Raw genomic sequence first — 23,555 nt, forward strand, 5'->3', positions numbered from 1 at the left:
AAGACGCCGGGGAAACAAGTCCCCGGGAACGTGAGTCCCCGGGAACGTGAAGACGTGAGGCCCGCGGGTGTGAGCCCGCGGGCCGTGTGCGTCAGAGGGGGCCGTGTGCGTCAGAGGAAGGTCCGGCCCTCGCCTCGGTAGGTGGGGGCCTCCTCCACGATCTCCTCGCCGTCGATGAGGTGCAGGCTCGCGAAGCGCTCGGACAGTTCGCCGGCCTTGGCGTGGCGGAACCAGACGCGGTCGCCGACGCGCAGTTCCTCGGCCGCCTGGCCGAGGAGGGGGGTCTGGACCTCCCCGGCGCCCTCGTCGGGGTCGTAGCGCAGGCCGCAGGGGAGGTAGGGCTGGGGGAGGCGGTCGGGGCCGGGGGCGCCGGAGGCGTGGTATCCGCCTCCGAGGACGGTGACGACGCCGGCGGCGGGGCGGCGGACGACCGGGAGGGCGAAGAGCGCGGCGGGCCGTCCGGTGAAGCCGCGGTAGAAGTCGAACAGGCGGGGGTGGAAGAAGCCCGATCCGGCGGCGACCTCGGTGACGGCCTTCTCGCGGGCGGTCTTCTCGATGCTGCCGGTGCCGCCGCCGTTGACGAACTCCAGGTCGGCGACCTGGCGGACGGCGTGGACGATGCGGCCCCGGCGGGAGAGGAGCTCGCGCCGCGAGCTGGCCTGCATCCACCGGATCGCCCGGGTGCGGGCGGCGCCGCCCGGCGGGGCGTCGCCGACCCCGGCGATCTGGGACTCGTAGGCCATCAGCCCGACGAGGCGGAAGCCGGTCCGCTTGGCGATGCCGGCGGCCAGGTCGGCGGCCTGGCCGGCCTCGCGGACGGTGGAGCGGCGGGCGCCGATCCGGAGCCTGCCGCCGAACGCGACGAACCCCGCGTCGATGTCCAGGCAGACCCGGATCTCGTGGCGGTCGCGGACGCCGGCCACGGCCGACTCGACGAGGTCCAGGTGGTCGGGGTGGTCGACCATGATCGTGATCTCCCGGGCCGCGCGGCCGTCGGCGGCCAGCTCGGCGAGCGCGGCGCGGTCGGCGGTGGGGTAGGCCACGAGCACGTCCCGCAGTCCCGTGGAGACGAGCCAGAGGGCTTCGGGGAGGGTGAAGGCCATGATCCCGGCGAAGCCGTCCATGGCGAGGATCCGTTCGAGGACGGGGCGGGAGCGGATCGACTTGCTGGCGACCCTGATCGGCTTGCCGCCGGCCCGCCGGACCATGTTCTCCGCGTTGGAGCGCATGGCCGCCAGGTCGAGGACGGCGAACGGGGGGTCCAGGTGCGCGGTGACCCGGTCGTAGCGCTGGCGGTCGTCCATGACGGCAGGATAACCCGGACCGGCCGAACATGAGCAGTATTCATGTCCATCGGGCGGCGGTAAAGTCTCCCGCCAGGGCGATCCCAAGATCATGAAAATGGCAGGTCGCGGCCCGCACGGGAGCTTCCGGCCGGTTAAGCCTGGAGGCGTGACGAGTAGCCTTCAGGAGACCTCGGCGGGGCTCGGGGGGACGACGGCCGAGGAACAGCAGCACGCCGCACGCCGCCGGGCGGTACGGCTGTTCCGCCCGGCGAGGAGCCCGGCCGGCGTGGTGGTCGCCCTGATGACGTCCACCGCGTTGTCGGCCGCCGCCGGGGTGACGGCCGGGATGGTGACGGACCACCCGCTGGGGCGGGTGCCGTACCGGAGAATCGCCACCGGGCCCGGCGCCGCCGCCTGGTCGGACCCCTCCGTGATCCTCGTCTCGATGGGCGCGATCGTCGCCGGCGCCGTGCTGCTCACCCTCGCGCTGCTGCCGGGGCGCACCCGGCTGGCGCCGCTGGAGACCTCCGACCCGCGGCTGTACATCGGCCTGACCAGGAGCGGGCTGCGCCGTACGCTCCGGGCGGCGGCCGAGTCGGTGGACGAGGTGACCGGCGCGCGGGTACGCCTCGGCGCGCGGGACATCGAGATCACGGTCATCAGCGGCGCCGAGCGGACCGGCCCCCTGCTCCGCCAGGTCGGCACGGTGGTGGGCGACCGGCTGGCGGGCCTGGGCGCGATCTCCGAGGGGGAGATCGTGGTACGGCTCCGCAAGCGGGGACTCTAGATGTCCGGCGGACGGGAGCGGCGGATGGACGGAGAGCGCGGATGAGGCCGTACCGGGGCAACCGCATCGGGCTCGCCGTCGTCGGGCTGGCGCTGGCCGCGGCCGGCCTCTACGGCTTCCTGCGCGGGGAGGGCAAGCTCCCCCGGCCGCGCGGGGAGCGCCTGCTGCCCCGCGGGCTGCCCGCCCGGGTGGCCGAGCACCCGTGGGCGGGGTGGGCGGCCGCGCTGCTACTGACGGCGCTGGCGCTGCTGTCGATCCTCTGGCTGATCCGGGCCGTGGGGCTGGGGCGACTGGGGAGCCGGAGCGGCAGCGCGACCGCCATGCTGGGGGTTGCGCTTAAAGAAATCGAAGGGCTCGCCCGGATCCGCGTCCGGTGGGTCAAATGCGACCGGCTGCGGATCTCGGTGACCTGCGGGCCGTCGTCGGACCTCGCGAAGCTCGTCGCGCGGCTGAACCGCGATGCGGTCGGCAAGGTGCGCCGGACGGTCGGAGATGACGATCTCGGGGCGGTCGTCCGGCTGCACGTCGGACGGCGCTGACCCGCCGGACCACGACCCGGCCGGTACGGCGGGCGGGTCGTGGTCCGCCCACGGATCCCGGTCTCCCAGGCTCGGGAAGGCATCGCGGGACGGGCTGAAGAACATGCCGGGACGCGCGTCGGCCGCCGCGGTGGCCGGGACCGGATGCACGAGCCGGTCGCTCCGCCCGGGCGCGGGGAAGGCCGGCACCTCCGGGCCGGACGCGCCCGGGGTCTCCTCATCCGCCGCACGAGACCTCCTGGCGGTCCGGGAGAAGGCCAGCCCGGCCGCCAGGCAGGCGAACGGCAGGGCGGGCACCACGTACCGGTGGTCGAAGGCCGCGATGAACGGCGGCAGCGCCAGCAGCGTCGCGCCGGCCGCCCACGGCAGCAGCACGGCGCCGCCGAGCCGCCGGACGCGCGCCAGGACGCCGACCAGGCCGATCAGCACGATCGCGGCGATGAACGGGCCGCGCAGATAGCCGTACCGCTGGTAGTCGCGGAGCAACCCGGCGTACGGCTCGGCCAGCACGGGCCGGCCCGAGACGCCCTGGTAGGCGGCGGTGATCTGCTCGGCCGTCCGGCCCCGGGAGGCGGCGCCCTCCGGGAAGGGCCTGGCCGTCTCCGGGAAGACGTAGGCGCTCTGCGGGCCGGGGGCGGGGTAGACGCGGCGGTTCCAGTCGAAGATGTGGGCCACGTCGGCCAGTCCGGTGCGCAGGAAGTCGAGGGGCTGGGCCCTGATGGCCTGGGCGGCGAAGTCGCCGGCGAGCCGGTCGCGCTCCGCCCAGCTCCCCTCGATCTCGTTCAGGGGGGAGGAGCCGTCCCAGATGTACGCCGGCGGGGCCTTGCGCTCGCTCACCGGCTCGTCCGGGCACAGGGTGGCCTCCGGACCGGCAGGCCTGATCTTCGGGCAGTCGGCGAAGGTGAGCGTGCGCGCGTACAGGAAGGCGTTGCCCCGGGTCAGCCCGTAGGAACCGTACTCGGAGTGGAACCAGGCGGCGTAGGCGCCCAGGCCCAGCGCGGCGGCCACGGCGGTGGCGGTGACCGCCCGCCAGCCGGCCCGGCGGATCACCAGGCAGACGAGGACGACGGCGGTCAGCGGCAGGCCGATCGTCCGGGTGGCGGTCGCCGCGGCCAGCAGCAGTCCGGCGAACAGGGCGGCCGGGACACCTGGCCGCTCCCGCCGCAGCAGCAGCGTGACGGCCAGCACCGCGAGGAACTCCATCAGGGAGTCGGCCATGACGAGGTGTTCGAGCTGGACCTGGTGGACGTCCAGCAGGACCGGCAGGGCGGCGAGCGTGGCGCCCCAGCCGGGCAGGCCGCCGGGGCGGCGCAGCACGAGGTATACGCAGACCGCCGTGGCCAGGCCGAGGAGGTGCTGGACGACGACGACGGCCGGCACGCTGGACAGGGGGTGCAGCAGCCACAGGAACAGCGAGTATCCCGAGGGCCGCGACTCCATGGGCCGTGGGTCGAGGCCGCCGTTGAGGTAGACGAAGGAGTCGGCCCAGAACCACAGGGCCGGGCGGTAGCCGAGCACGGCCAGGGCCCGCAGCGCGCCCCCGGCGAGCAGGGCGGCCAGGAAGACCCAGTGGGCGCCGAGAAGGCGGAGGAGGCGCGGGGAACGGCGGTCCGGACGTACTCCCGCTGACACCTTCCGACCTCCGGGTCCATCTCGGGTGGAAGGCTCCTGCGGCCGGAACCTCCGCGACGAGCCAACCAGCATAGGCCGCCCGGCGGAGATCAGGTGCGGAAAGGCGGCTTTTGCGCTGATTCTGCCGATTCTGATGATTCAACGGGCTTGCGCCGGAGACCTTCCCGCACGGTGACCTGCGGAGACGTGCGCACGCGGCCTGCGGCGGCGGCTCAGCACTCGATGACGTTCACCGCGAGGCCGCCGCGGCTGGTCTCCTTGTACTTGTCGAGCATGTCCCGGCCGGTGTCGCGCATCGTCTTGATCGCCTTGTCCAGCGGGACGAAGTGCCGGCCGTCTCCGCGCAGCGCGATCCGGGCGGCGGTGATCGCCTTGATCGAGGCCACCGCGTTGCGCTCGATGCACGGGATCTGCACCAGTCCGCCGATCGGATCGCAGGTCAGGCCGAGGTTGTGCTCGATGCCGATCTCGGCGGCGTTCTCCACCTGCTCCGGGGTGCCGCCCAGCGCCTCGGTGAGCCCGGCCGCGGCCATCGAGCAGGCCGACCCGACCTCGCCCTGGCAGCCGACCTCGGCGCCGGAGATGGAGGCGTTCTCCTTGAACAGCACGCCGATCGCCCCGGCGGTCAGCAGGAAGCGCACCACGCCGTCCTCGCCGGGCGTCGGCGTGAACCGGTGGTAGTAGGTGAGCACGGCCGGGACGATGCCCGCCGCGCCGTTCGTCGGGGCGGTGACGATCCGGCCGCCGGCCGCGTTCTCCTCGTTCACCGCCAGCGCGAACAGCGTGACCCAGTCCATCGCCTGCAGCGGGTCCTGCCCGGACGACTCGCCGCTGAGCCGCCGGTGGAGCTGGTGGGCCCGGCGGCGGACCTTCAGCCCGCCGGGCAGCACGCCCTCCTTGTCGATGCCGCGCCGCACGCACTCGCTCATGACGCGCCACAGGTTCAGCAGGTCGTCGCGGATCTCCTGCGCGGAGCGGCCGAACGCCTTCTCGTTCTCCATCATCAGCCCGGAGATCGACAGGCCGGTCTCGGCGCAGTGCGCCAGCAGCTCGGCACCGGTCGTGAAGGGGTACGGCACCGCGGTGTCGTCGGGCTTGATCCGGTCGGCGCCGGTGGCGTTCTCGTCCACCACGAACCCGCCGCCCACCGAGTAGTAGACCTTCTCGCGGAGCGGGTCACCCGACTCGGAGAAGGCGGTGAAGCGCATGCCGTTGGGGTGGCGCGGCAGCGAGATCTTCCGTTCGAAGACGAGGTCCTCGCCGATCACGAAGGGGATCTCGTGCGCGCCGTACAACCGGACGGTCCCGCTCTCGCGCATGGCGGCCAGCCGCTCGTCGACGGTGTCGACGTCCACCAGCTCGGGCTTCTCACCCGACAGGCCGAGCAGGACGGCCTTGTCGCTGCCGTGGCCCTTGCCGGTCAGCCCGAGCGAGCCGTACAGGATCGCCTCGACCCTCGCGGTCTTCTCCAGCAGCCCGTCCTGGGCGAGGCCGCGGGCGAACCTGTGCGCCGCGGCCATCGGGCCGCCGGTGTGCGAACTGGACGGGCCGATACCGATCTTGAAGAGATCGAAGACGCTGATCGCCATTGATCTGGTCCTTGCTTGCGTCGCCGCGACCACGCGAGCCCCCATGGCCCGCATGGTCACGGCACTGTTGGGAGGAGGTCAGGACTCACCGGAGGTGAGCACGCCGTACTCCTCGGCGGACAGGAGGTCCTCGGGCCGGCCCTCCATACGGACGCGGAAGAGCCAGCCCTCGCCGTAGGGGTCGCTGTTGACCAGCGACGGGTCGTCCACGACCAGGTCGTTGACCTCGACGATCTCGCCGCCCACCGGGGCGAAGATGTCGCTCACCGACTTGGTGGACTCGACCTCGCCGACCGCGTCGCCCGCGGCGACGGTGGAGCCGACCTCGGGGACCTGCACGTAGACCACGTCACCGAGCGACTCGGCGGCGTAGGCCGTGACGCCCACGGTGAGGGTCAGGCCGTCGTCGATGCCCGCGACCCACTCGTGCTCCTTGGTGTACTGCAGGTCATCGGGAATGCTGCTCACTTTTTCCTCCTGTAGAAAGGCAGGTCGACGACCTCGACCGCTTCATGGGTACCCCGGATGCTCACGGCCAGACCCTCGGAACGGTCACCGTCCACGTAGGCCATGGCGATGGGCCTGCCGAGGGTCTGGGACGGGGCTCCGCTGGTCACCTCGCCGACGACGGCGCCGTCACCGGCGACGACCACCGGGTAGCCGTGGCGGGGCACCCTGCGGCCGGTCGCGATCAGTCCGACCAGGCGGCGCGCGGGCGGGACGTCCCTGAGAGGCTCCAGGGCGGCCCGGCCGACGAAGTCGCCCGGTTTGTCAAACCTCACCACACGGCCGAGCCCGGCGTCGAACGGGGTCAGCCCGGACGTCAGCTCGTTGCCGTACAGCGGCATGCCCGCCTCCAGGCGGAGGGTGTCGCGGGCGGACAGGCCCGCGGGGATGAGACCGTGCGGGGCGCCCGCCTCGGTCAGCGCCGACCACAGCGCCTCGGCGTCACCGGCGGCGACGAACAGCTCGAAGCCGTCCTCGCCGGTGTAGCCGGTGCGGGCGATGAGCGCCCGGATCCCGGCGACGGTCGCGGGCAGGCCGGCGTAGTACTTCAGGCCGTCGAGGTCGGCGTCCGTGAGCCCGCCGAGGATGGCGCGCGAGTTCGGGCCCTGCACCGCGACCAGCGCGTACTCCTCGGAGCGGTCGTCCACCGCGGCGTCGAAGTCCTTGGCCCGATCGGTCAGCTCGGCGGCGACCCGGGGGTAGTTGGACGCGTTGGCGACGACCATGAACTCGTCGGCGGCCAGGCGGTAGACGATCAGGTCGTCCAGCACGCCGCCGTCCGGCGAGACGATCATGGTGTAGCGGGCGCGGCCCGGCTCCAGCGCCGACAGGTGGCCGACCAGCGCGTAGTCGAGGGCCTCACCCGCCTGCGGGCCGGTCACGAAGATCTCACCCATGTGGGAGAGGTCGAACAGGCCCGCCGCCTGGCGGACGGCGTTGTGCTCGGCGGACTCGCTGCCGTAACGCAGCGGCATCAGCCACCCCGCGAAGTCGGTCAGGGTGGCGCCGAGAGCCTCGTGGACACCGCGCAGCGGCGTGGGTCGTGACATGTTCGCACCTCAGGCAGGGGACGGATGAGAGCATCCTCCCCCTCTGTCATTGATGCCTGAGAGCTTCGCCCGATTTTTGCCGGACTTTCACCTTCGGCGAGGCCGTACGGCCTGCTTTCCAGAGGTCACCTACCCGCACGGTCCTTTGCCTTGAGAGGTTCGCGGGGAGGGCTTGCTCCTTCAGGGGTCCTGGCCTGGATGTCAGGACTCTCTCCCGCACGGGTTCATCGGTGCCGTGGCCAGCCTAACCGGCGGCACCCGCCGAGCGAAATCCCTCACGGGGACTCACCGGGAACTCACTGGGGACTCACGGGGACTCACCGGGGCTCGCGGGGGGCTCGTGGGGGACTCGCGGGGGGCTCGCGGGGAAACGTCCGTCTCCGCCCGGCCGTACGGCGGGGCGGCCGTGTCGCATGGGTTCCTTGCATAATCTGATGAATCGATGGACGACTTCTTCCGCGAGAGGATCCTTGAGACGGGACGGCTGCCGCTGTTCTGCTTCTTCGTCGCGCTGATCGCCGCGTTCGTGCTGACCAGGATCAACGTCCGGCTGATCCGGGCGAAGATCGGCTGGTTCGGGAACGTCGGCGTCGGCGACATGCACATCCACCACGTGGTGTTCGGTGTGGTGCTGACCCTGCTGGGCGGGGTGGCGGGGCTGGTCGTCTCGGGTCTCTCCCAGGGCTGGTACGCCGTGACGGCCGCCGTGTTCGGGGCGGGGGCCGCCCTGATCCTGGACGAGTTCGCGCTGATCCTGCACCTCCGCGACGTCTACTGGGAGGAGGAGGGGCGGGCGTCGGTGGACGCGGTGTTCACCGCGATCGCGATCACCGGCCTGCTCCTCACCGGTCTGCGCCCGCTGGGCTGGGAGAACTCCGACGGCACGCCGCGCGGGGCGTGGCTCACCGCCGGCGTCATCGTGGCGAACCTCGCGCTGGCCGTGGTCACCCTCCTCAAGGGGAAGATCTGGACCGGCCTGGCCGGCCTGTTCCTGCCGCCGCTGCTGATCGTGGGCGCGGTACGGCTGGCCCGCCCGGGCTCGCCGTGGGCGCACTGGTTCATGGCGCCCGGCTCCCGGCGGCCCCGGCCCCGGAAGATGGCCACGGCGGTGCACCGGGAGAGGCGCTGGCGGCGACCGGTCATCCAGGCGAAGATCGCCTTCCAGGAGTTCGTCTCCGGCCGGCACGACCTGCCCTCCACCCGCCGCCTGGTCAGGCTCCAGGAGCGCCACGAGCACCCCGCGGGTCAGGAGCGCGTCACGGGCCGGGAACGTGCCGCGGGCCGGGGACACCACGAGGGCGCCGCGGGCCGGGACGGCCGCGAGCACACCGCGAGCCGGGAGTGACCCGGCCGTGAGCGGACTTCCGTCCCGCTGGGAGGGCGTGGCGCACCGGGTGCCCGACTCCCTCGCCGACCTGCGCGGCCCCGCCACCGGGGTGGTCAGCCTGCCCGTCCACCTGGCCTGGTCGGGCCTGACCGAGTTCGACCTGGGGAACCGGCTGCTGCGGATGAGCCTTTACCGGACGGTCATCACCGGCGGCGGGCGCGAGGACGCCGAGGCGTACCTCAACGCCGGGATCCTCCTCGCCGACTGGCCCCTGCTGCGCCGCGGCCTCGGGCCGAGTTACCGCGGGGCCTGGGAGGGCAAGATCTCCGCGTTGGGACGAGCGCGAGCCAGGTGGGAGTGAGCAGGGTGGACGCGATACGACTGCCCCCGTTGCAGGAACGGATGCTCCAGGCCGTCCTGCCGGTCTGCGACCGGTTCGGCCTCGTGCTGGCCGGCGGCTACGCCATGAACGCCCACGGCCTCACCGAACGCCCGAGCAACGACCTCGACTTCGCGACCGCCGCCGAGACGCCGCTGCCCGAGGTGGCCGGCGCGGTCGCCGACACGTTCCGGGAGGCCGGGCTGGACGCCACCGTGGTGGAGTCCGGGCCCAGGATGGCGCGGCTGGTGGTGAGCGACCCGGTGACCGAGCAGAGCTGCGAGTTCGACCTGCTCAGGGAGGCGCTCCAGCGCGGGCCCGTGGTCGTCGGCGACGTGTCCGTGGTCTCCCTGGACGACGCGGTCGGCCTGAAGATGCGGGCCCTGCACGAGCGCAGCCTCGCCCGCGACGTCATCGACGTCGTCTCGGTCTCCCACCTGTACGGCTTCCGCGACCTGGAGGGCCTCGCCCGCCTGCACAACGAGGAGTTCTCGCTCGCCGAGCTGGTGATGCGCCTGGAGTTCGTCGAGCTGATCGCCGACGAGGACTTCGAGGCCTACGGCCTGACCGCGGAGGAGACCGCCGCGATCCGCCGGTACTGCGCCGCCTGGGTGGAGGACGTCAAGCTCCGCCGCCCGGAGGACGGCGACGCCGAGTACGGCGCCGAGTCGGCCGACCTCCCCGACATCGGCTGATCCTCGGGGAGGCCGTCCGCCGTCCGCGGGGAGCGGTCAGCGGTCAGCGGTCAGCGGTCAGGGGTGAGGATGGGCTTGACGTCCAGGATCGGGGTCCCGTCGAGGGCTTCGAGGTTGCGGACGTGGACGCGCGCACCGGCGACGGCGAGGATGTGGACGGTGTGCAGGCCGATCGGGTTGGGCCGGTCCGGCGCGCGGGTGGCGAAGACGCCGGTGACAGGCCGGGTGGCGTCGCCGCGCGGGCGGACGGCGAGGGTCTCGCGGTCGGCGCGGTCGAGCCAGGTGAACAGCAGCACGTCGGTGCCCGGGACCAGGCCGTCCAGAGCGGGGGCGTACCGGTCGTCGAAGACGAGCCAGGCGTCGGGCGCTCCCTCGTCGGGCTGCCGGGGCGCCGCCGCGCGGTCGGTCAGCGCCGACTCGACGCGCCCGACCGGGCGCAGCGTGTATTCGGCCAAAGTCCTCGGTCCTCTCCTGAGGCGGCGCCCGGACCCCGGCGGCGTGCCCGTGGGGCTTCCTCCGGCCGCCCGCCCGTCGGCCTGGTCGGTCCGGCCGTCCGACGTCGGGCGGCCGAACATGTGGATCTCCGCCGCGAAAGTCTCGCCCCTGCGCGACCTGGTGCGCAAGGGGCGCCGGACGGCGGTCCTCGACGCCCGAAGCGGTCCGCCGCCCGCCGCCCGCCGCCTGTCGCCTGCCCTCCGTCGCCCGTCGCCCGTCGCCCGCCGCACCAGAGCCGGGCGGCGGACCGCTTCGGGCGGGGACGGGCCGATTCGTGGTCCGGCAGGCATATCCGGCCGTTCCCCGGGAAGCTGAAGGGCCTGCCTGCCGAAGGAGTGTGGATCGTGGGTCTGGTCGAGAAGCTCAATCTGCGTGAGATGAAGGCGAAGGCCAAGCGGAAGCTCGGCGGCCGGGTCGGCGACCGGCGGCTCGCCGCCGAGGGGCGGACCGAGGAGGCCGAGGCCAGGCTCCTCAAGACCCAGGACGAGATCCTGGACACCGTGGCCGAGATGCGCAGGGAGTACGGCGCCGCCCGCCGCGGCTGACGCCCGCCCCCGCCCGGCCGCGCCGGGCGCTGGCGCTCCGCGGCCCGTGCTCCCCCTCCGGGCCGTGGAGCGCCGGTGCCCGGCGCCGCCGTCAGTCCAGGCTCTGCACCTGGTAGCGGGGCCCGAGCTCGGAGTGCCAGGGGTCGGTGGCGGCGACGACCAGGCCGGGCCCTCCGATGAGCTCCGCCAGTACCTCCTCGACGCGCCCGGGGTCCAACCCCGTCACCCGTGCGATCTCCGCCACGTGTCCCGGTCCGCCGGAGCTCTCCAACTCCGAGACCGCCCTGAAGACCGCGGCCTGTTCCGTGGTCAGGTTCGCGTCGGCGGACGGGCCGATGTCCGCCGCGTCACCCGACACCCCTGTCAGGTCCGAACCGCCGGGCAGGTTCACATCGTCCGCGTCCTTCATGCCGGTCCCCCTTCTGGCGCTTTCCGGTACTCGGCGGGCCCCCTGACCGTCACCATCCCCCCGGGTGACCGCCTCAAGCCTTCGGCGGGGATTGCGGAAAATCTGCGTAGCGGGTGGCGAGATACTTCGGAAGACCCGGCTTCCCGCTGATTCGCCGCTCCGGAAAGCGGGCACCTGGCCTGTGCGGAGCCTCTTCTTCGCAATTCGGAGCGTCCCGTGGGCGCTCCCCGGCTCACTCCTCTTCGCCCAGTCCGTGCGGGACTAGGGTCAGGGCGGGGGCCGGAGGACGGCCGGAAACGGAGGGCGTCCCGGCGGCGGCCGGGGCGTCCTCCCGCACCGGGCCCCGCACACCCTCCCGGGCGGGCCCCGCACACGGCCTCGCACACCGGGTCTCCCGGACCGGGTCTCCCGGACCGGGTCTCCCGGACCGGGCCTGCCGCGCCGGGTTGACCCGTGGCCTCCGGGTGACAAATATGAATGCATTCATTCATGACGATGAGGAGGCTCGGTCATGACCGGCAGCCGGACCGTGCGCGCCCCACGCGGCACCACGCTCACCGCCAGGGGATGGCCGCAGGAGGCGGCGCTCCGCATGATCCAGAACAACCTGGACCCGGAGGTGGCCGAGCATCCCGAGCAGCTCGTCGTCTACGGCGGTTCGGGACGGGCCGCGCGCGACTGGCGCTCCTTCGACGCGATCGTCCGCACCCTGACCACTCTGGAGGGCGACGAGACGCTGCTGGTGCAGTCCGGCCGCCCGGTCGGGGTGTTCCGCACCCACGAGTGGGCGCCTCGGGTCCTCATCGCCAACTCCAACCTGGTGCCCGACTGGGCGAACTGGGAGGAGTTCCGCCGCCTGGAGGCCGCGGGCCTGACCATGTACGGGCAGATGACGGCCGGCTCCTGGATCTACATCGGCACCCAGGGCATCCTGCAGGGCACCTACGAGACCTTCGCCGCCGTCGCCGCCAAGCGGTTCGGCGGCTCGCTCGCAGGGACGATCACGCTGACCGCCGGGCTCGGCGGCATGGGCGGTGCCCAGCCGCTGGCCGTGACGATGAACGGCGGCGTGGTGATCTGCGTCGACTGCGACCCCCGGTCCATCGACCGCCGCATCGAGCACCGCTACCTGGACGTCCGCGCCGCCGACCTCGACGAGGCGCTGCGCCTGGCCTACGACGCCCGCGACCGGCGCGAGCCGCTCAGCATCGGGGTCGAGGCCAACGCCGCCGACGCCTTCCCCGAGCTGCTGCGCCGAGGCGCCGAGATCGACGTCGTCACCGACCAGACGTCGGCGCACGACCCGCTGATGTACCTGCCGTCCGGCATGGCCTTCGAGGACATGGCCGCCGAGCGCGACAAGGACCCGGCGGGCTTCACCCGCAGGGCCCGCGAGTCCATGGCCCGGCACGTCGAGGCCATGGTCGGCTTCCAGGACGCCGGCGCCGAGGTCTTCGACTACGGCAACTCCATCCGGGGCGAGGCGAAGCTGGCCGGCTTCGAGCGCGCCTTCGACTTCCCCGGCTTCGTGCCCGCCTACATCCGGCCGCTGTTCTGCGAGGGCAGAGGCCCGTTCCGCTGGGCCGCGCTGTCGGGGAACCCCGCCGACATCGCCAGGACCGACCGGGCGATCCTGGACCTGTTCCCCGACAACGAGCCGCTGGCCCGCTGGATCAGGATGGCCGGGGAGAGGGTCCACTTCCAGGGGCTGCCCGCCCGGATCTGCTGGCTCGGGTACGGCGAGCGTCACCTGGCCGGGGAGCGGTTCAACGACATGGTGGCCTCGGGGGAGATCGAGGCGCCGCTGGTCATCGGCCGCGACCACCTCGACTGCGGGTCGGTGGCGTCGCCGTACCGGGAGACCGAGGGCATGGCCGACGGCTCCGACGCGATCGCCGACTGGCCGCTGCTGAACGCCATGCTCAACGTCGCCTCCGGCGCCGCGTGGGTCTCCATCCACCACGGCGGCGGCGTCGGCATCGGCCGGTCGATCCACGCCGGTCAGGTCACCGTCGCCGACGGCACCCGGCTCGGCGCGGAGAAGCTGAACCGGGTCCTGACCAACGACCCCGGGACCGGCGTGATGCGCCACGTCGACGCCGGCTACGACGAGGCCGTCACGGTGGCGGAGGAGCGCGGCGTCCGCGTCCCGATGCGCGAGCCCTGACCGGCCTGCGGGCCCGAGGGCCCGCGCCGGACCACGGGCGGGCCCGCCTGGCAGCCGGGCCCGCCGGACAGGGCGCGGACGGGTCCCGTCCGGGCGGGTACGCGCCGGTCGTGCGGCGGTCACGCGCCGGACGCGCGGTGGACACACACCGGATGCGCGGCGGGTGCGGGAATGCCCGTGCGCGGCCCGGCGGTTGGAGGGGACGTGGGGCACGGACTCGATCGACTTCTTGAGGGCCGGCGGCTGTCGCCCGTGCAGCGGCGGATCGCCCGTTACCTCGGCGACCACCTGGACGAGGCGATCTTCCTGTCCAGCGTGGAGCTGGCCGACCGGGCCGGGGTGAGCCAGCCGTCGGTCACCAGGTTCGCCGTCGGGCTCGGCTTCGCCGGGTATCCCGAGCTGCGGCAGGCGCTGCGGCCCCTCGTGGTGGGCGACCGGGTCCCGCCGCGCGCCGGCGACCCGCGGAACGCCAACGATCTGCAGACCGCCATCGACGTCGAGATCGGCAACCTGCGCGGCGTGCGCGAGGGCCTGGCCGACCCGTCGACGGTCGCCGAGCTGGGCGCCGCGCTCGCCGGGTGCGAGCCGCTGCCGGTGCTGGGGCTGCGCGTCTCCAGCGGGCTGGCCACCACGTTCGCCTACTTCGCCCGCCGCATCCACCCCGACGTCCGCCTGATGGTCCACGGCGGCTCCGAGCTGGCCGACGGCCTGCACGCCGCGCGCCGGGCCGGGGCGGGCTGGCTGGTCGCGGTGGTCCTGCCCCGCTACCCCGCCGAGGCGGTCGCAGCCCTGAACCAGGCACGCGAGCTGGACCTGCGGACCGCGGTGATCACCGACCGGCGCGACGTGCCGTTCGAGGCCGACGTCCTGCTGGACGCGCCGGTCGGCGAGCGGCTGGTGTTCGACTCGCACGCGGCGCCGCTCGCCCTGGCCATGGTGCTGGTGGAGGCCATGGCCGACGCCGCGCCGCTGCGCACCCAGGCCCGCCTGGAGGAGTACGAGCGGATGACCGACCAGGGCGGGGTCTTCGTCGAGTGACGGCCCCACCGCCTCCCAGGCCCCGGCCCGTCGCCCGGCCCCACCGCCTCCCCGGTCCCACCACCCTCCCGGCCCCGCCATCGGGAGGCGGGAGCCGGGGTCGCGGGAAGACCGGGGAGCGGGCGGGCTCCGGGGCCGGGGGAGCGGGCTGTGCGGGTCAGCCGGCCAGCTTGCGCAGCGAGCGGACCGACCAGGTCAGGGTGAGGACGCCCAGGACCAGGAACAGCGCGAAGGCGGTCGGGATCGTGCCGCTGGAGAAGTCTCCCGCGAACAGCGCCCGGCCCGCCTCGACCGCGTAGTACAGGGGGTTGAACTTCGCGGCCGCCTGCATCCAGTCCGGGCCGAGGGAGATCGGCAGCATCAGGCCGGACAGCAGCATCAGCGGCAGGAGGAAGAACTGCACGATCTGTGACATGCCGTTCTCGTCGCGGATCGACAGCGCCAGGCCGTACGACAGGTTCGCGGCGAACAGACCGGTGACGGCCATGAGCAGCAGCATGAGGCCCATCGCGGCCAGGGAGATCCGCAGGCCCATCAGCGCGGCCACGCCGAGGACCAGGAGCGACTGCAGGACCAGCATGATCATGTCCTTGGCGACCCTGCCGAGGACGATCGAGGGCCGCCACGCCCGGCTGACCGCCAGCCGCTCCAGCACCCCGTTGCGGGTCTCGTTGATCATGCCGAACCCGGTGAACATCGAGCCGAACAGGGCGATCATCACCAGGGCGGCGGGGGTGAACACGACCAGGGCCTCGGACAGCGTCCCGCCCGGGGTCAGTTTGGTCAGCAGTGGGGCGAACAGCAGCAGGTAGAGGACGGGCTGCATGATGCCGAGCAGGGGCCAGGCGGGGTTGCGGCGGAGGTTGCCGAGTTCGTAGCCCAGAAAGAGCATGGTGTGCCGGAGCATCGGGGGGTTCCTTCTTCGGTCGGGGGTCGGGGGTCGGGGGTCGGAGGCCGCACGGCCGGTCGGTGCCGGGTGGCGTCGCGCGGTGACGGCCGGGCGGCGGGTGTCAGGCGGCGTCGCGCAGGGAGCGACCGGTGTGCTTGAGGAAGACGTCGTCGAGCGTGGCCCGGTCGAGGGAGATGGAGCCGATCGTCACGCCTCCGGACTCCAGGGCGCGCAGCAGCGCGGGCAGGCTGTGCTCGCCGTCGTCGAGGTAGGCGCGCAGGACCTCCCCCTCCAGGCGCGTCTCGGCGATGTACGGCTGCGCGGCCAGCAGTTCCCGGGCCGCGGCCGGGTCGCCGGTCCGCAGGGTGACGACGTCGCCCGCGACCTCCTTCTTCAGCCCGGCGGGGGTGCCCTCGGCGACGATCCGGCCGTGGTCGATGATGACCAGCCGGTCGCACAGGGCGTCGGCCTCGTCGAGGTAGTGGGTGGTCAGCAGCACGCTGGTGCCCGCGTCGCGCAGGGCGCGGATCTCGTCCCACAGGTTGGCGCGGTTCTGCGGGTCCAGGCCGGTGGTGGGCTCGTCCAGGAAGACCAGCGGCGGCCGGTTCACCAGGCCGATGGCCAGGGCGAAGCGGCGCTTCTGCCCGCCGGAGAGGGTTCGCGCCGGGCGGTTCGCGACCTCGGTCAGGCTGAAGGTCTCCAGCAGCTCGCCGGCGCGGGCCAGCGCGTCCCTGCGGGAGGCCCCCGCGAGGCGGGCGGCCAGCACCAGGCTCTCCAGGCCGGGGGCGTTGTCGTCCACGCCGCCGGCCTGGCTGACGTAGCCGATCCGCTCGCGGACCTTGGCCGCCTCGGTGACCACGTCGTGTCCGGCGACCCGGGCGGTCCCGGCGGTGGGGATGGTGAAGGTGGCGAGCATCCGGACCGTGGTGGTCTTGCCCGCGCCGTTCGGGCCGAGCGCGGCGAAGATCTCGCCCTCGCCGACGCTCAGGTCGATGCCCCGGACGGCTTCCACCTCCTCGGCCTTGCCGCGCCCGCGCCGGGCGGTGAAGGTCTTGCGCAGACCCTGTGCCTCAATGATCATGATTCTCCGTTCGGGGATGAGGGGTCGTGCGGTGCTCCGGGGTGTTCGCCGGAGAAGAGTGGCGAACGCCGGGACGTGCTCTTCCGGGGGGCGTGACTGGAAGGTCCGGAAGGTTCGGAAGACCTATCCGGAAGGCGCGCCAGGACGTTTCACGGCGTGCCCGAAGAAGAGGGTGAACCCTCCGGTGGGGTGAGGCTCAACCGGTTTTTCAGGGAAGCTCGCCGTTCCTGACCTTCTCGGCGGCCTCCTCCACCCAGGTGAGCTGGGCCTGGAGCTGGAGGAGGTTCAGCCGCAGGCATTCGTCGATGTGCGGGGGAGCGCCGTAGGCCTGCTTGCCGCCCATCGCCCGCCGGACCATCTCGACGGAGAACCGGAGCTGGGCGGCCCTGGCGTCCAGCGCCGAGGTCAGTTCGGCCGGCGCCAGCCGGTCCATGAAGGTGAGCGCCACCTGGAACGGGTCGACGATCGGCTTGATCTCCCACCAGTTCGACAGCAGCAGGCGGTTGAACTCCTCCCGGCCGGTCTCGGTGATCGCGTAGACGGTCTTGCCGCCCCTGCCCCCCTCCGCCCGCTCCAGCAGGCCCTCGTCGGCCATCTTGGCCAGCCCGTGGTAGATCGAGCCGTAGGCCACGTTGGCCCAGTGGTGGGTGCCCATGACTTCGAGGCGGCGCCGTACCTCGTAGCCGTGGAGCGGGCCGTCGAGCAGCACGCCGAGAAGGAGAACGCGGGTGGAGGACATATACAAGTTTGTATTCAAGTTTGTATATGGTGTCAACCGTGAGAGAGATCAGACGCGACGACGACGGCGCCCTCCTGGGCTACCTGCGGCAGAACGGCGACGGCTGGGAGCCGCTGACCGTGTTCGGCTACCCCCTCGGCGAGACCGGGTCCGAGGATCAGGCCGACGAGGAGGTCCGGCGGTCCGGGCTGGAGGTCCTCATGGGGCACTGGGAGTTCCTGCGGGACGGCGAGTGGTACCGCTGCGTCATCCTGGAGGCCGCCGCCGGGGAGGTCCGGGTCCGCCCGGACGACCACCGCTACCCGCACGACGAGTACGCCCTGACCCTGGAGCGGCCCGGCCCCGCGACCTTCCGCCCGTACCGGTAGCCGTACCGGCGGCACCCCGGTGGCGACCCGGTGGCGGCCCGCGGACGGGCGGTGACCTGGGCGGCGCCGCCCGGAGGGGGTGACGGCGGGCCGGCGGGCCCGGAGTAACGTGGCCCGCATGTCCGCACGACCGACCGCACTGGTCACAGGAGCCTCCCGGGGAGTCGGGGCCGCCGTCGCCCGTGCCCTCGCCCCCACCCACGATCTGCTGCTCGGCGGCCGCGACGCCGAGGCGCTCGGCAAGCTGTGCGCCGAGCTGCCCGGCGCGCGGCCCTGGCAGGTGGAGCTCACCGCCGTCACCGAGGCCGACGTCGCCGGGATCGACCGGCTCGACGTGCTGGTGCACAGCGCGGGCGTGGTGACGCTGGGCCGGATCGAGGAGACGCCCGCCGAGGTGTGGCGCCGCACGATGGAGGTCAACGTCGTCGCGGTGGCCGAGCTGACCCGGCTGCTGCTGCCCGCGCTGCGCGCCGCCCACGGCCAGGTGGTGGCGATCAACTCGGGGTCCGGGCTGAACGCCAACCCCACCTGGGGGTCCTACGCCGCCAGCAAGTTCGCGCTGCGCGCCTTCGCCGACGTGCTCCGGCAGGAGGAGCCCGCCCTGCGGGTGACCACCGTCTACCCCGGGCGCATCGACACCGAGATGCAGCGCGGGGTCCGGGCCCAGGAGAACGGGGCCTACGAGCCGGAGAGATACCTGACGCCGGAGTCGGTGGCCCGCGCGGTGCTGGCGGCGGTGACCGCCTCGCCCGACGCGCACCTCACCGACATCACCCTCCGCCCGGCGGTCCGCCCCGTCGCCTGACGCCTCGCGAGCCGCCCGGGGGAGATCGGGCCGCCCGGGGGAGATGAGGGCTCGCAAATGAATGGCTTCATTCACATAATGGGATGGTGTTCGACGAGATGTGGGGTGCCATCGAGCACCTCGGACGTGACGGCCGCACCGGCGGATACCTGCGCGACGCGTGGTCTCCCGCCGACCGGGAGCTGCGCGAGTGGTTCCGCCAGGAGGCGGAGCGGCGCGGCCTCGACCTGCGCCAGGACCGCAACGGCAACCTCTGGGCCTGGTGGGGCGACCCGTCCGCCCGTCCCGGCGTCGTCACCGGCAGCCACCTGGACTCGGTACGGCAGGGCGGCGCCTTCGACGGCCCCCTCGGCGTCGTCTCCGCCTTCGCCGCCCTCGACGCGCTGCGCGCCAGGGGCGCCGAACCCGCCCGCCCGCTGGGCGTCGCCTGCTTCACCGACGAGGAGGGCGCCAGGTTCGGCGTCCCCTGCGTGGGATCCCGGCTCCTCACCGGTGTCCTCGACCCCGACCGTGCCCGCGGACTGACCGACGACGAGGGCGACTCGCTGGCCGAGGTGCTCCGCCGGGCCGGACGCGACCCCGGAGCCCTCGGCCGGGACGACGAGACGCTCCGGCACATCGGGGTCTTCGTGGAGCTGCACGTCGAGCAGGGCCGCGGCCTGGTCGACGCCGGAGCCCCGGTCGGCGTGGCCTCGGCCATCTGGCCGCACGGCCGCTGGCGCTTCGACTTCCGCGGACGGGCCGACCACGCCGGCACCACCCGCCTGGCCGACCGCGACGACCCCATGCTGCCCTTCGCCCGGACCGTCCTGCTGGCCCGCGAGGCCGCCGAACGCGCCGGGGTGCTCGCCACCTTCGGCAAGGTGCGTGTCTCGCCCGGCAACGCCAACGCCGTGCCCGGCCTGGTCAGCGCCTGGCTCGACGCCCGGGGCGAGGCGGAGGACGCCGTCCGGGCACTGGTCGCCGAACTGGCCGGCTCCTCCGGCGCCGAGGTGAGCGCCGAGTCGTGGACCCCCGTCGTCGACTTCGACACGGACCTGCGCGACCGCCTCGCCGCGGTCCTCGGCGGCGCCCCCGCGCTGCCGACCGGCGCCGGGCACGACGCCGGGATCCTCGCCGCCGCGGGCGTTCCCAGCGCCATGGTGTTCGTGCGCAATCCGACGGGAATCTCACACTCCCCGGACGAACACGCCGAGACGTCCGACTGCCACGCGGGGGTCGCCGCCCTCGCCGACGTGCTGGAGGACCTGTGCCGGAGCTGAACTACTGGTGCGAGCTGGCCTGGCTGCCCCCGGGAGAGGCGGTGAAGGGCGTGCTCGTCACCGTCACCGGCTCGATGATCTCCGATGTCGTCCCCGGCGTGGCCGAGCCGCCCGCCGGGGCCGTCCGCCTCACCGGGCTGACCCTCCCCGGCCTGGCCAACGCCCACTCCCATGCCTTCCACCGCGCCCTGCGCGGGAGCACCCAGCGGGAGAAGGGCAGCTTCTGGACCTGGCGCGAGCAGATGTACGCCCTGGCCGCGGCGCTCGACCCCGACTCCTACCTCGCCCTGGCCAGGGCGGTGTACGCCGAGATGGCGCTGGCCGGGATCACCTGCGTCGGGGAGTTCCACTACCTGCACCACGCGCCCGGCGGCAGGCCGTACGAAGATCCCAACGTCATGGGGCACGCCCTCGTGCGGGCGGCGCGGGAGGCGGGCCTGCGCATCGCGCTGCTGGACACCTGCTACCTGACCGGCGGCATCGGCACCCCCCTGACCGGCGTCCAGCGGCGGTTCGGCGACGGCGACGCCGAACGGTGGGCGGCGCGGGCCGAGGCGCTGCTCGCCGCCTATCGCGGCGAGAAGGACGTGGAGATCGGCGTGGCCGTCCACTCGGTGCGCGCCGTCCCCGCCGAGCAGATGCCGGTGATCGGCGCGTTCTCGGCGCACCACGCGGTCCCGGCCCACGCCCACGTCTCCGAGCAGCGCGGCGAGAACTCCGCCTGCGTGGAGACCTACGCCGCCACCCCGGTCGAGGTCCTGTGCGAGCACGACGTCCTCGGCCCCCGCTCGACCGCCGTGCACGCCACCCACCTGTCCGACGTCGACATCGCGCTGCTCGGCCAGTCCGGCACCCACGTCTGCATGTGCCCCACCACCGAGCGCGACCTGGCCGACGGCGTCGGGCCCGCCCGGAGGCTGCGCGACGCGGGATCGCCGATCACCCTCGGCTCCGACAGCCACGCCGTCATCGACCTGTTCGAGGAGGCGCGCGCCGTGGAACTGGACGAACGGCTGGTCAGCGAGCAGCGCGGCCACTGGACGGCCGCCGAGCTGCTGTGCGCCGCCACCGCCGACGGCCACTCCTCGCTCGGCTTCGCCGACGCGGGCATGCTCGTGCCGGGCGCGTGGGCCGACCTGGTGTCGGTCCGTCTCGACTCGGTCCGTACGGCGGGCACGCCCGCGCGCGACCTGGCGGAGACCGTGGTCTTCGCCGCGTCGGCCGCGGACGTCCACTCGGTGGTGTCGGGCGGCCGCCGCGTCGTCGAGGACGGCCGGCACGTCCTGGGCGACGTCGGCGCGATGCTGGGCGAGGCGATCGCGGCGGCCCGCGGGGAGGGGGCGTGAACGGGGCGGCGGGTTCGGCCGGCACGGCCGGTGGAGCGGAGCGGGTGAGCGGGGTGGCCGGTGCGGAGCGGGTGAGCGGGGTGGCAGGAAGAACGCGGAGCACGTTGTTCCACCGGATCGGGCTGCTCTACACGGGCGACCCGGAGCGGGAGGAGATCGCGGACGCCGCGCTGGTCGTCGAGGACGGCCGGGTGGCGTGGATCGGAGCCTCCGGTGAGGCGCCCGCCGCCGACGAGCGCGTGGACGCCGGCGGGCGCTGCGTCGTCCCCGGATTCGTCGACAGCCACGCCCATCTCGTCTTCGCCGGGGACCGCACCGCCGAGTTCGCCGCCCGCATGTCGGGCGAGCGCTACACCGCCGGGGGCATCCGCACCACGGTCGCGGCGACCCGCGCCGCCACCGACGCCACGCTGGCCGGGCGGGCGGCCGCCCTGGTCGCCGAGATGCTCGCCCAGGGGACCACCACCGTCGAGATCAAGAGCGGCTACGGCCTCACGGTCGACGACGAACGCCGGTCCCTGGAGATCGCCCGGCGGTTCACGGCCGAGACCACCTTCCTGGGCGCCCACGTCGTGCCGCCGGACGCCCCGTCCGCCGACGACTACGTCCGCGTCGTCACCGGGGAGATGCTCGCGGCCTGCGCGCCGTACGCCCGGTGGGTGGACGTGTTCTGCGAGCGCGGCGCGTTCGACGCCGAACAGAGCCGGGAGATCCTGCTGGCGGGCATGAAGTCCGGGCTGCTGCCGCGCGTCCACGCCAACCAGCTCGGCGAGGGGCCCGGAGCGCGGCTCGCCGCCGAGGTGGGCGCCGCCTCGGCCGACCACTGCACCCACCTGACGGACGGGGACGTCGATGCCCTGGCCTCGGCGGGGGTCGTCGCCACCCTGCTGCCGGGCGCGGAGTTCTCGACCCGCTCGCCGTACCCGGACGCCCGGCGGCTGCTCGCGGCCGGGGTGACCGTCGCGCTGGCCACCGACTGCAACCCCGGCTCCTCCTTCACCTCGTCCATGCCGTTCTGCGTCGCGCTGGCCGTACGGGAGATGCGGATGACGCCGCTGGAGGCGGTCCGGGCCGCCACGTACGGCGGAGCCAGGGCCCTGCGCCGCGACGACGTCGGGGTGCTGCGGACGGGAGCCGCCGGTGACCTGGTGATCCTGGACGCCCCGTCCTACGTCCACCTCGCCTACCGGCCCGGGGTGCCGCTGGTGACACAGGTCTGGAAGGAGGGGCTTCGTCTGGTTTGAGACCCGGTCGTCTGGTTTGAGACCCGTGAGACGTGGGCAGCGGCGGGGGGTGTGACACCACGCGCGCGGACGTCGTTCCCGGGGACGGCATCCTCCTTGAGGAGGAAATCCAAAACCATTCTCCAGGCGTACTTCTTTAGGGAATCTTTGCTCCGGTCCGAGCGTTGATCAGACAAGCGGTGTGTCCGTGCACGCGGGGCGTTGAGCGAATGCGTGGGCACGCCATAAGCAGGCGGAGCGAGGTGCCATCGGATGGCAAGGCCGACGGGGAATCGGACGCAGGAGCAGCAGGTCTCGGATCGGGACCTGCTCGGAACCTACCTGGCTGAGATCGGGCGGGTTCCCCTGCTCACCGCGGAGGAGGAGGTGGAGCTCGCCAAGCGCATCGAGGCGGGCCTCTTCGCGGAGCAGTTGCTGGACGGCGGGCTGCCGGAACCGCGGATCGGGGACGCGGCCGACGAGGAACTGGAACGGATCGCCGTTTCCGGGCAGCGGGCCAAGGACGAATTCATCCAGGCCAATCTACGTCTTGTGGTGGCGGTCGCGCGCAAATACTCCGGCCGGGGAATGCCGCTGATCGATTTGGTGCAGGAAGGAAACCTGGGCCTGGTGCGGGCGGTCGAGAAATTCGACTACCGCCGGGGTTACAAGTTCTCCACCTACGCCACGTGGTGGATCCGCCAGTCGGTGGGGCGCGCCATCCACGAGCAGGCCCGCCCGGTCCGGCTGCCCACCCACGCGGGCGAGCAGATGACCCGGCTGATGAGGGTCCGGCGCGACATGCTGGCCGAGTTCGACCAGGAGCCGACCGACGCCGACCTGGCCACCGTGCTGGAGCTGCCGATCGAGCGCGTCCGCGAGCTGCGCCGCTGGGCCTCCGAGCCGGTGTCCCTGCAGCTCGGCGTGGGCGACGAGGACGAGACCGAGCTGGGCGACATGATCGCCGACGAGACGTGGGCCGACCCTGAGCAGCAGGCCATGGACATCCTGGAGCGCGAGCGCCTGGAGCAGTGGCTGACCGGTCTGGAGGGGCAGACCCGGGAGATGCTCCGCTGGCGGTACGGCCTCATGGACGGCCGTGAGCACACCCTCACCGAGGTCGGCGAGCGCTACGGCATCGGCCGCGACCGCGCCCGCCGCATCGAGCGCGACGCGCTGGCCCGCCTGCGGAAGATGGCCATGGCGGCCTGACCCCGTTCCCATCGGGCCCGGTTCCTTCTGGAACCGGGCCTTTTCACGTCGCTTCGTCGCGGGGCTCAGGGCTGATCGCCGTGGCTCTGCGGCCGCACCGGCGGGGGAGGGCGCAGGGCCGGGCCGTAGCCGCTCGCTTCCGGGCCGCTCGTGGTTCCCGCCGGTGGTCGCTCTCCTACGGGCTGC

23 protein-coding genes and 2 riboswitches are annotated in these 23,555 nt (G+C 73.3%); of the genes, 13 read left to right on the top strand and 10 right to left on the bottom strand.

Features of this window, described 5'->3' with window-relative positions; translation table 11 throughout:
• Positions 1–110 precede the first annotated feature (110 nt).
• Complete coding sequence (locus tag AB0D67_RS06480; protein WP_362930596.1) at positions 111–1,304, bottom strand: amino acid deaminase/aldolase; 1,194 nt, start codon at positions 1,302–1,304, stop codon at positions 111–113.
• A gap of 148 nt (positions 1,305–1,452) precedes the next feature.
• Here AB0D67_RS06480 and AB0D67_RS06485 point away from each other — a divergent pair, with 148 nt between their 5' ends.
• Positions 1,453–2,073, top strand: a complete 621-nt coding sequence (locus AB0D67_RS06485) for a DUF6286 domain-containing protein (RefSeq protein WP_362930598.1) — start codon at positions 1,453–1,455, stop codon at positions 2,071–2,073.
• A 227-nt stretch (positions 2,074–2,300) separates the two neighbouring features.
• On the opposite strand, the gene AB0D67_RS06490 is transcribed toward AB0D67_RS06485, so the two are convergent.
• From AB0D67_RS06490 to gcvT, 4 genes are all read right to left on the bottom strand, one after another.
• Positions 2,301–4,244, bottom strand: coding sequence for a hypothetical protein (locus tag AB0D67_RS06490; RefSeq protein ID WP_362930600.1), 1,944 nt, complete (start codon positions 4,242–4,244; stop codon positions 2,301–2,303).
• 212 nt (positions 4,245–4,456) lie between these two features.
• A complete protein-coding gene (locus tag AB0D67_RS06495; protein ID WP_362930602.1) occupies positions 4,457–5,833 on the bottom strand; it encodes an L-serine ammonia-lyase in 1,377 nt (458 codons plus the stop codon).
• Positions 5,834–5,911: 78 nt separating this feature from the next.
• Positions 5,912–6,301: a glycine cleavage system protein GcvH gene (gene gcvH / locus AB0D67_RS06500; protein ID WP_362930604.1), complete on the bottom strand. Its 390-nt coding sequence runs from the start codon at positions 6,299–6,301 to the stop codon at positions 5,912–5,914.
• Positions 6,298–7,389, bottom strand: coding sequence for a glycine cleavage system aminomethyltransferase GcvT (gene gcvT, locus AB0D67_RS06505; protein ID WP_362930606.1), 1,092 nt, complete (start codon positions 7,387–7,389; stop codon positions 6,298–6,300). Before gcvT ends, gcvH begins: the two co-directional genes overlap by 4 nt.
• 33 nt (positions 7,390–7,422) lie before the next feature.
• Positions 7,423–7,517: riboswitch (glycine riboswitch) on the bottom strand.
• A riboswitch (glycine riboswitch) is annotated at positions 7,518–7,616 on the bottom strand.
• 215 nt (positions 7,617–7,831) lie between these two features.
• On the opposite strand from gcvT, the gene AB0D67_RS06510 reads away from it, so the two are divergent.
• From AB0D67_RS06510 to AB0D67_RS06520, 3 genes are read left to right on the top strand one after another with little or no spacing between them, the layout of a single operon-like run.
• The gene (locus AB0D67_RS06510) at positions 7,832–8,734 is read left to right on the top strand and encodes a hypothetical protein (RefSeq protein WP_362930608.1); all 903 of its coding nucleotides are present in this window, start codon (positions 7,832–7,834) and stop codon (positions 8,732–8,734) included.
• A gap of 7 nt (positions 8,735–8,741) precedes the next feature.
• Positions 8,742–9,077 (top strand): hypothetical protein, encoded by a 336-nt coding sequence (locus AB0D67_RS06515; protein WP_362930610.1) that lies wholly within the window; start codon positions 8,742–8,744, stop codon positions 9,075–9,077.
• A 5-nt stretch (positions 9,078–9,082) separates the two neighbouring features.
• Positions 9,083–9,790 carry a nucleotidyl transferase AbiEii/AbiGii toxin family protein gene (locus AB0D67_RS06520; RefSeq protein ID WP_362930612.1) on the top strand — a complete coding sequence of 236 codons (708 nt, stop codon included), beginning with the start codon at positions 9,083–9,085 and terminating at the stop codon, positions 9,788–9,790.
• Positions 9,791–9,840: 50 nt separating this feature from the next.
• On the opposite strand, the gene tsaA is transcribed toward AB0D67_RS06520, so the two are convergent.
• Positions 9,841–10,245, bottom strand: a complete 405-nt coding sequence (gene tsaA, locus AB0D67_RS06525; protein ID WP_362930614.1) for a tRNA (N6-threonylcarbamoyladenosine(37)-N6)-methyltransferase TrmO — start codon at positions 10,243–10,245, stop codon at positions 9,841–9,843.
• A gap of 384 nt (positions 10,246–10,629) precedes the next feature.
• Here tsaA and AB0D67_RS06530 point away from each other — a divergent pair, with 384 nt between their 5' ends.
• Positions 10,630–10,830 (top strand): hypothetical protein, encoded by a 201-nt coding sequence (locus AB0D67_RS06530; protein WP_362930616.1) that lies wholly within the window; start codon positions 10,630–10,632, stop codon positions 10,828–10,830.
• Between the two features lie 91 nt (positions 10,831–10,921).
• On the opposite strand, the gene AB0D67_RS06535 is transcribed toward AB0D67_RS06530, so the two are convergent.
• The gene (locus AB0D67_RS06535) at positions 10,922–11,239 is read right to left on the bottom strand and encodes a hypothetical protein (protein WP_362930618.1); all 318 of its coding nucleotides are present in this window, start codon (positions 11,237–11,239) and stop codon (positions 10,922–10,924) included.
• Between the two features lie 511 nt (positions 11,240–11,750).
• On the opposite strand from AB0D67_RS06535, the gene hutU reads away from it, so the two are divergent.
• The gene (hutU, locus tag AB0D67_RS06540; protein ID WP_362930620.1) at positions 11,751–13,406 is read left to right on the top strand and encodes a urocanate hydratase; all 1,656 of its coding nucleotides are present in this window, start codon (positions 11,751–11,753) and stop codon (positions 13,404–13,406) included.
• Between the two features lie 204 nt (positions 13,407–13,610).
• Positions 13,611–14,444 carry a MurR/RpiR family transcriptional regulator gene (locus AB0D67_RS06545; RefSeq protein WP_362930622.1) on the top strand — a complete coding sequence of 278 codons (834 nt, stop codon included), beginning with the start codon at positions 13,611–13,613 and terminating at the stop codon, positions 14,442–14,444.
• Positions 14,445–14,601: 157 nt separating this feature from the next.
• Here the strand turns inward: AB0D67_RS06545 and AB0D67_RS06550 are convergent, their stop codons facing one another.
• The 3 genes from AB0D67_RS06550 to AB0D67_RS06560 form a co-directional block, all read right to left on the bottom strand.
• Positions 14,602–15,351 (bottom strand): ABC transporter permease, encoded by a 750-nt coding sequence (locus AB0D67_RS06550; RefSeq protein WP_362930624.1) that lies wholly within the window; start codon positions 15,349–15,351, stop codon positions 14,602–14,604.
• 103 nt (positions 15,352–15,454) lie between these two features.
• Positions 15,455–16,414: an ATP-binding cassette domain-containing protein gene (locus AB0D67_RS06555; protein WP_362930626.1), complete on the bottom strand. Its 960-nt coding sequence runs from the start codon at positions 16,412–16,414 to the stop codon at positions 15,455–15,457.
• 208 nt (positions 16,415–16,622) lie between these two features.
• Complete coding sequence (locus AB0D67_RS06560) at positions 16,623–17,153, bottom strand: PadR family transcriptional regulator (protein WP_362930628.1); 531 nt, start codon at positions 17,151–17,153, stop codon at positions 16,623–16,625.
• Between the two features lie 38 nt (positions 17,154–17,191).
• Between AB0D67_RS06560 and AB0D67_RS06565 the strand changes: the two genes are divergently transcribed.
• From AB0D67_RS06565 to AB0D67_RS06590, 6 genes are all read left to right on the top strand, one after another.
• The gene (locus tag AB0D67_RS06565; protein WP_362930630.1) at positions 17,192–17,521 is read left to right on the top strand and encodes a hypothetical protein; all 330 of its coding nucleotides are present in this window, start codon (positions 17,192–17,194) and stop codon (positions 17,519–17,521) included.
• A 118-nt stretch (positions 17,522–17,639) separates the two neighbouring features.
• The gene (locus tag AB0D67_RS06570) at positions 17,640–18,326 is read left to right on the top strand and encodes an SDR family oxidoreductase (protein ID WP_362930632.1); all 687 of its coding nucleotides are present in this window, start codon (positions 17,640–17,642) and stop codon (positions 18,324–18,326) included.
• A gap of 83 nt (positions 18,327–18,409) precedes the next feature.
• Positions 18,410–19,588 carry an allantoate amidohydrolase gene (locus AB0D67_RS06575; RefSeq protein WP_362930634.1) on the top strand — a complete coding sequence of 393 codons (1,179 nt, stop codon included), beginning with the start codon at positions 18,410–18,412 and terminating at the stop codon, positions 19,586–19,588.
• The gene (locus tag AB0D67_RS06580; RefSeq protein WP_362930636.1) at positions 19,576–20,934 is read left to right on the top strand and encodes a formimidoylglutamate deiminase; all 1,359 of its coding nucleotides are present in this window, start codon (positions 19,576–19,578) and stop codon (positions 20,932–20,934) included. Before AB0D67_RS06575 ends, AB0D67_RS06580 begins: the two co-directional genes overlap by 13 nt.
• Before the next feature lie 104 nt (positions 20,935–21,038).
• A complete protein-coding gene (hutI, locus tag AB0D67_RS06585; protein ID WP_362930790.1) occupies positions 21,039–22,178 on the top strand; it encodes an imidazolonepropionase in 1,140 nt (379 codons plus the stop codon).
• 252 nt (positions 22,179–22,430) lie between these two features.
• Positions 22,431–23,369, top strand: a complete 939-nt coding sequence (locus AB0D67_RS06590; protein ID WP_362930638.1) for a sigma-70 family RNA polymerase sigma factor — start codon at positions 22,431–22,433, stop codon at positions 23,367–23,369.
• Positions 23,370–23,555 lie beyond the last annotated feature (186 nt).

This window comes from Streptosporangium sp. NPDC048047, from assembly GCF_040653115.1.
In the GTDB taxonomy this organism is placed as follows: Bacteria; Actinomycetota; Actinomycetes; order Streptosporangiales; family Streptosporangiaceae; genus Streptosporangium.

What these genes read in the sequence shown, in the direction of transcription:
- AB0D67_RS06480 (WP_362930596.1), bottom strand. Translation starts at nt 1,304, where the DNA reads ATGGACGACCGCCAGCGCTACGACCGGGTCACCGCGCACCTGGACCCC.
- AB0D67_RS06495 (WP_362930602.1), bottom strand. Translation starts at nt 5,833, where the DNA reads ATGGCGATCAGCGTCTTCGATCTCTTCAAGATCGGTATCGGCCCGTCC.
- gcvT (WP_362930606.1), bottom strand. Translation starts at nt 7,389, where the DNA reads ATGTCACGACCCACGCCGCTGCGCGGTGTCCACGAGGCTCTCGGCGCC.
- AB0D67_RS06510 (WP_362930608.1), top strand. Translation starts at nt 7,832, where the DNA reads ATGGACGACTTCTTCCGCGAGAGGATCCTTGAGACGGGACGGCTGCCG.
- AB0D67_RS06535 (WP_362930618.1), bottom strand. Translation starts at nt 11,239, where the DNA reads ATGAAGGACGCGGACGATGTGAACCTGCCCGGCGGTTCGGACCTGACA.
- hutU (WP_362930620.1), top strand. Translation starts at nt 11,751, where the DNA reads ATGACCGGCAGCCGGACCGTGCGCGCCCCACGCGGCACCACGCTCACC.
- AB0D67_RS06550 (WP_362930624.1), bottom strand. Translation starts at nt 15,351, where the DNA reads ATGCTCCGGCACACCATGCTCTTTCTGGGCTACGAACTCGGCAACCTC.
- AB0D67_RS06555 (WP_362930626.1), bottom strand. Translation starts at nt 16,414, where the DNA reads ATGATCATTGAGGCACAGGGTCTGCGCAAGACCTTCACCGCCCGGCGC.
- AB0D67_RS06560 (WP_362930628.1), bottom strand. Translation starts at nt 17,153, where the DNA reads ATGTCCTCCACCCGCGTTCTCCTTCTCGGCGTGCTGCTCGACGGCCCG.
- AB0D67_RS06570 (WP_362930632.1), top strand. Translation starts at nt 17,640, where the DNA reads ATGTCCGCACGACCGACCGCACTGGTCACAGGAGCCTCCCGGGGAGTC.
- AB0D67_RS06575 (WP_362930634.1), top strand. Translation starts at nt 18,410, where the DNA reads ATGGTGTTCGACGAGATGTGGGGTGCCATCGAGCACCTCGGACGTGAC.
- AB0D67_RS06590 (WP_362930638.1), top strand. Translation starts at nt 22,431, where the DNA reads ATGGCAAGGCCGACGGGGAATCGGACGCAGGAGCAGCAGGTCTCGGAT.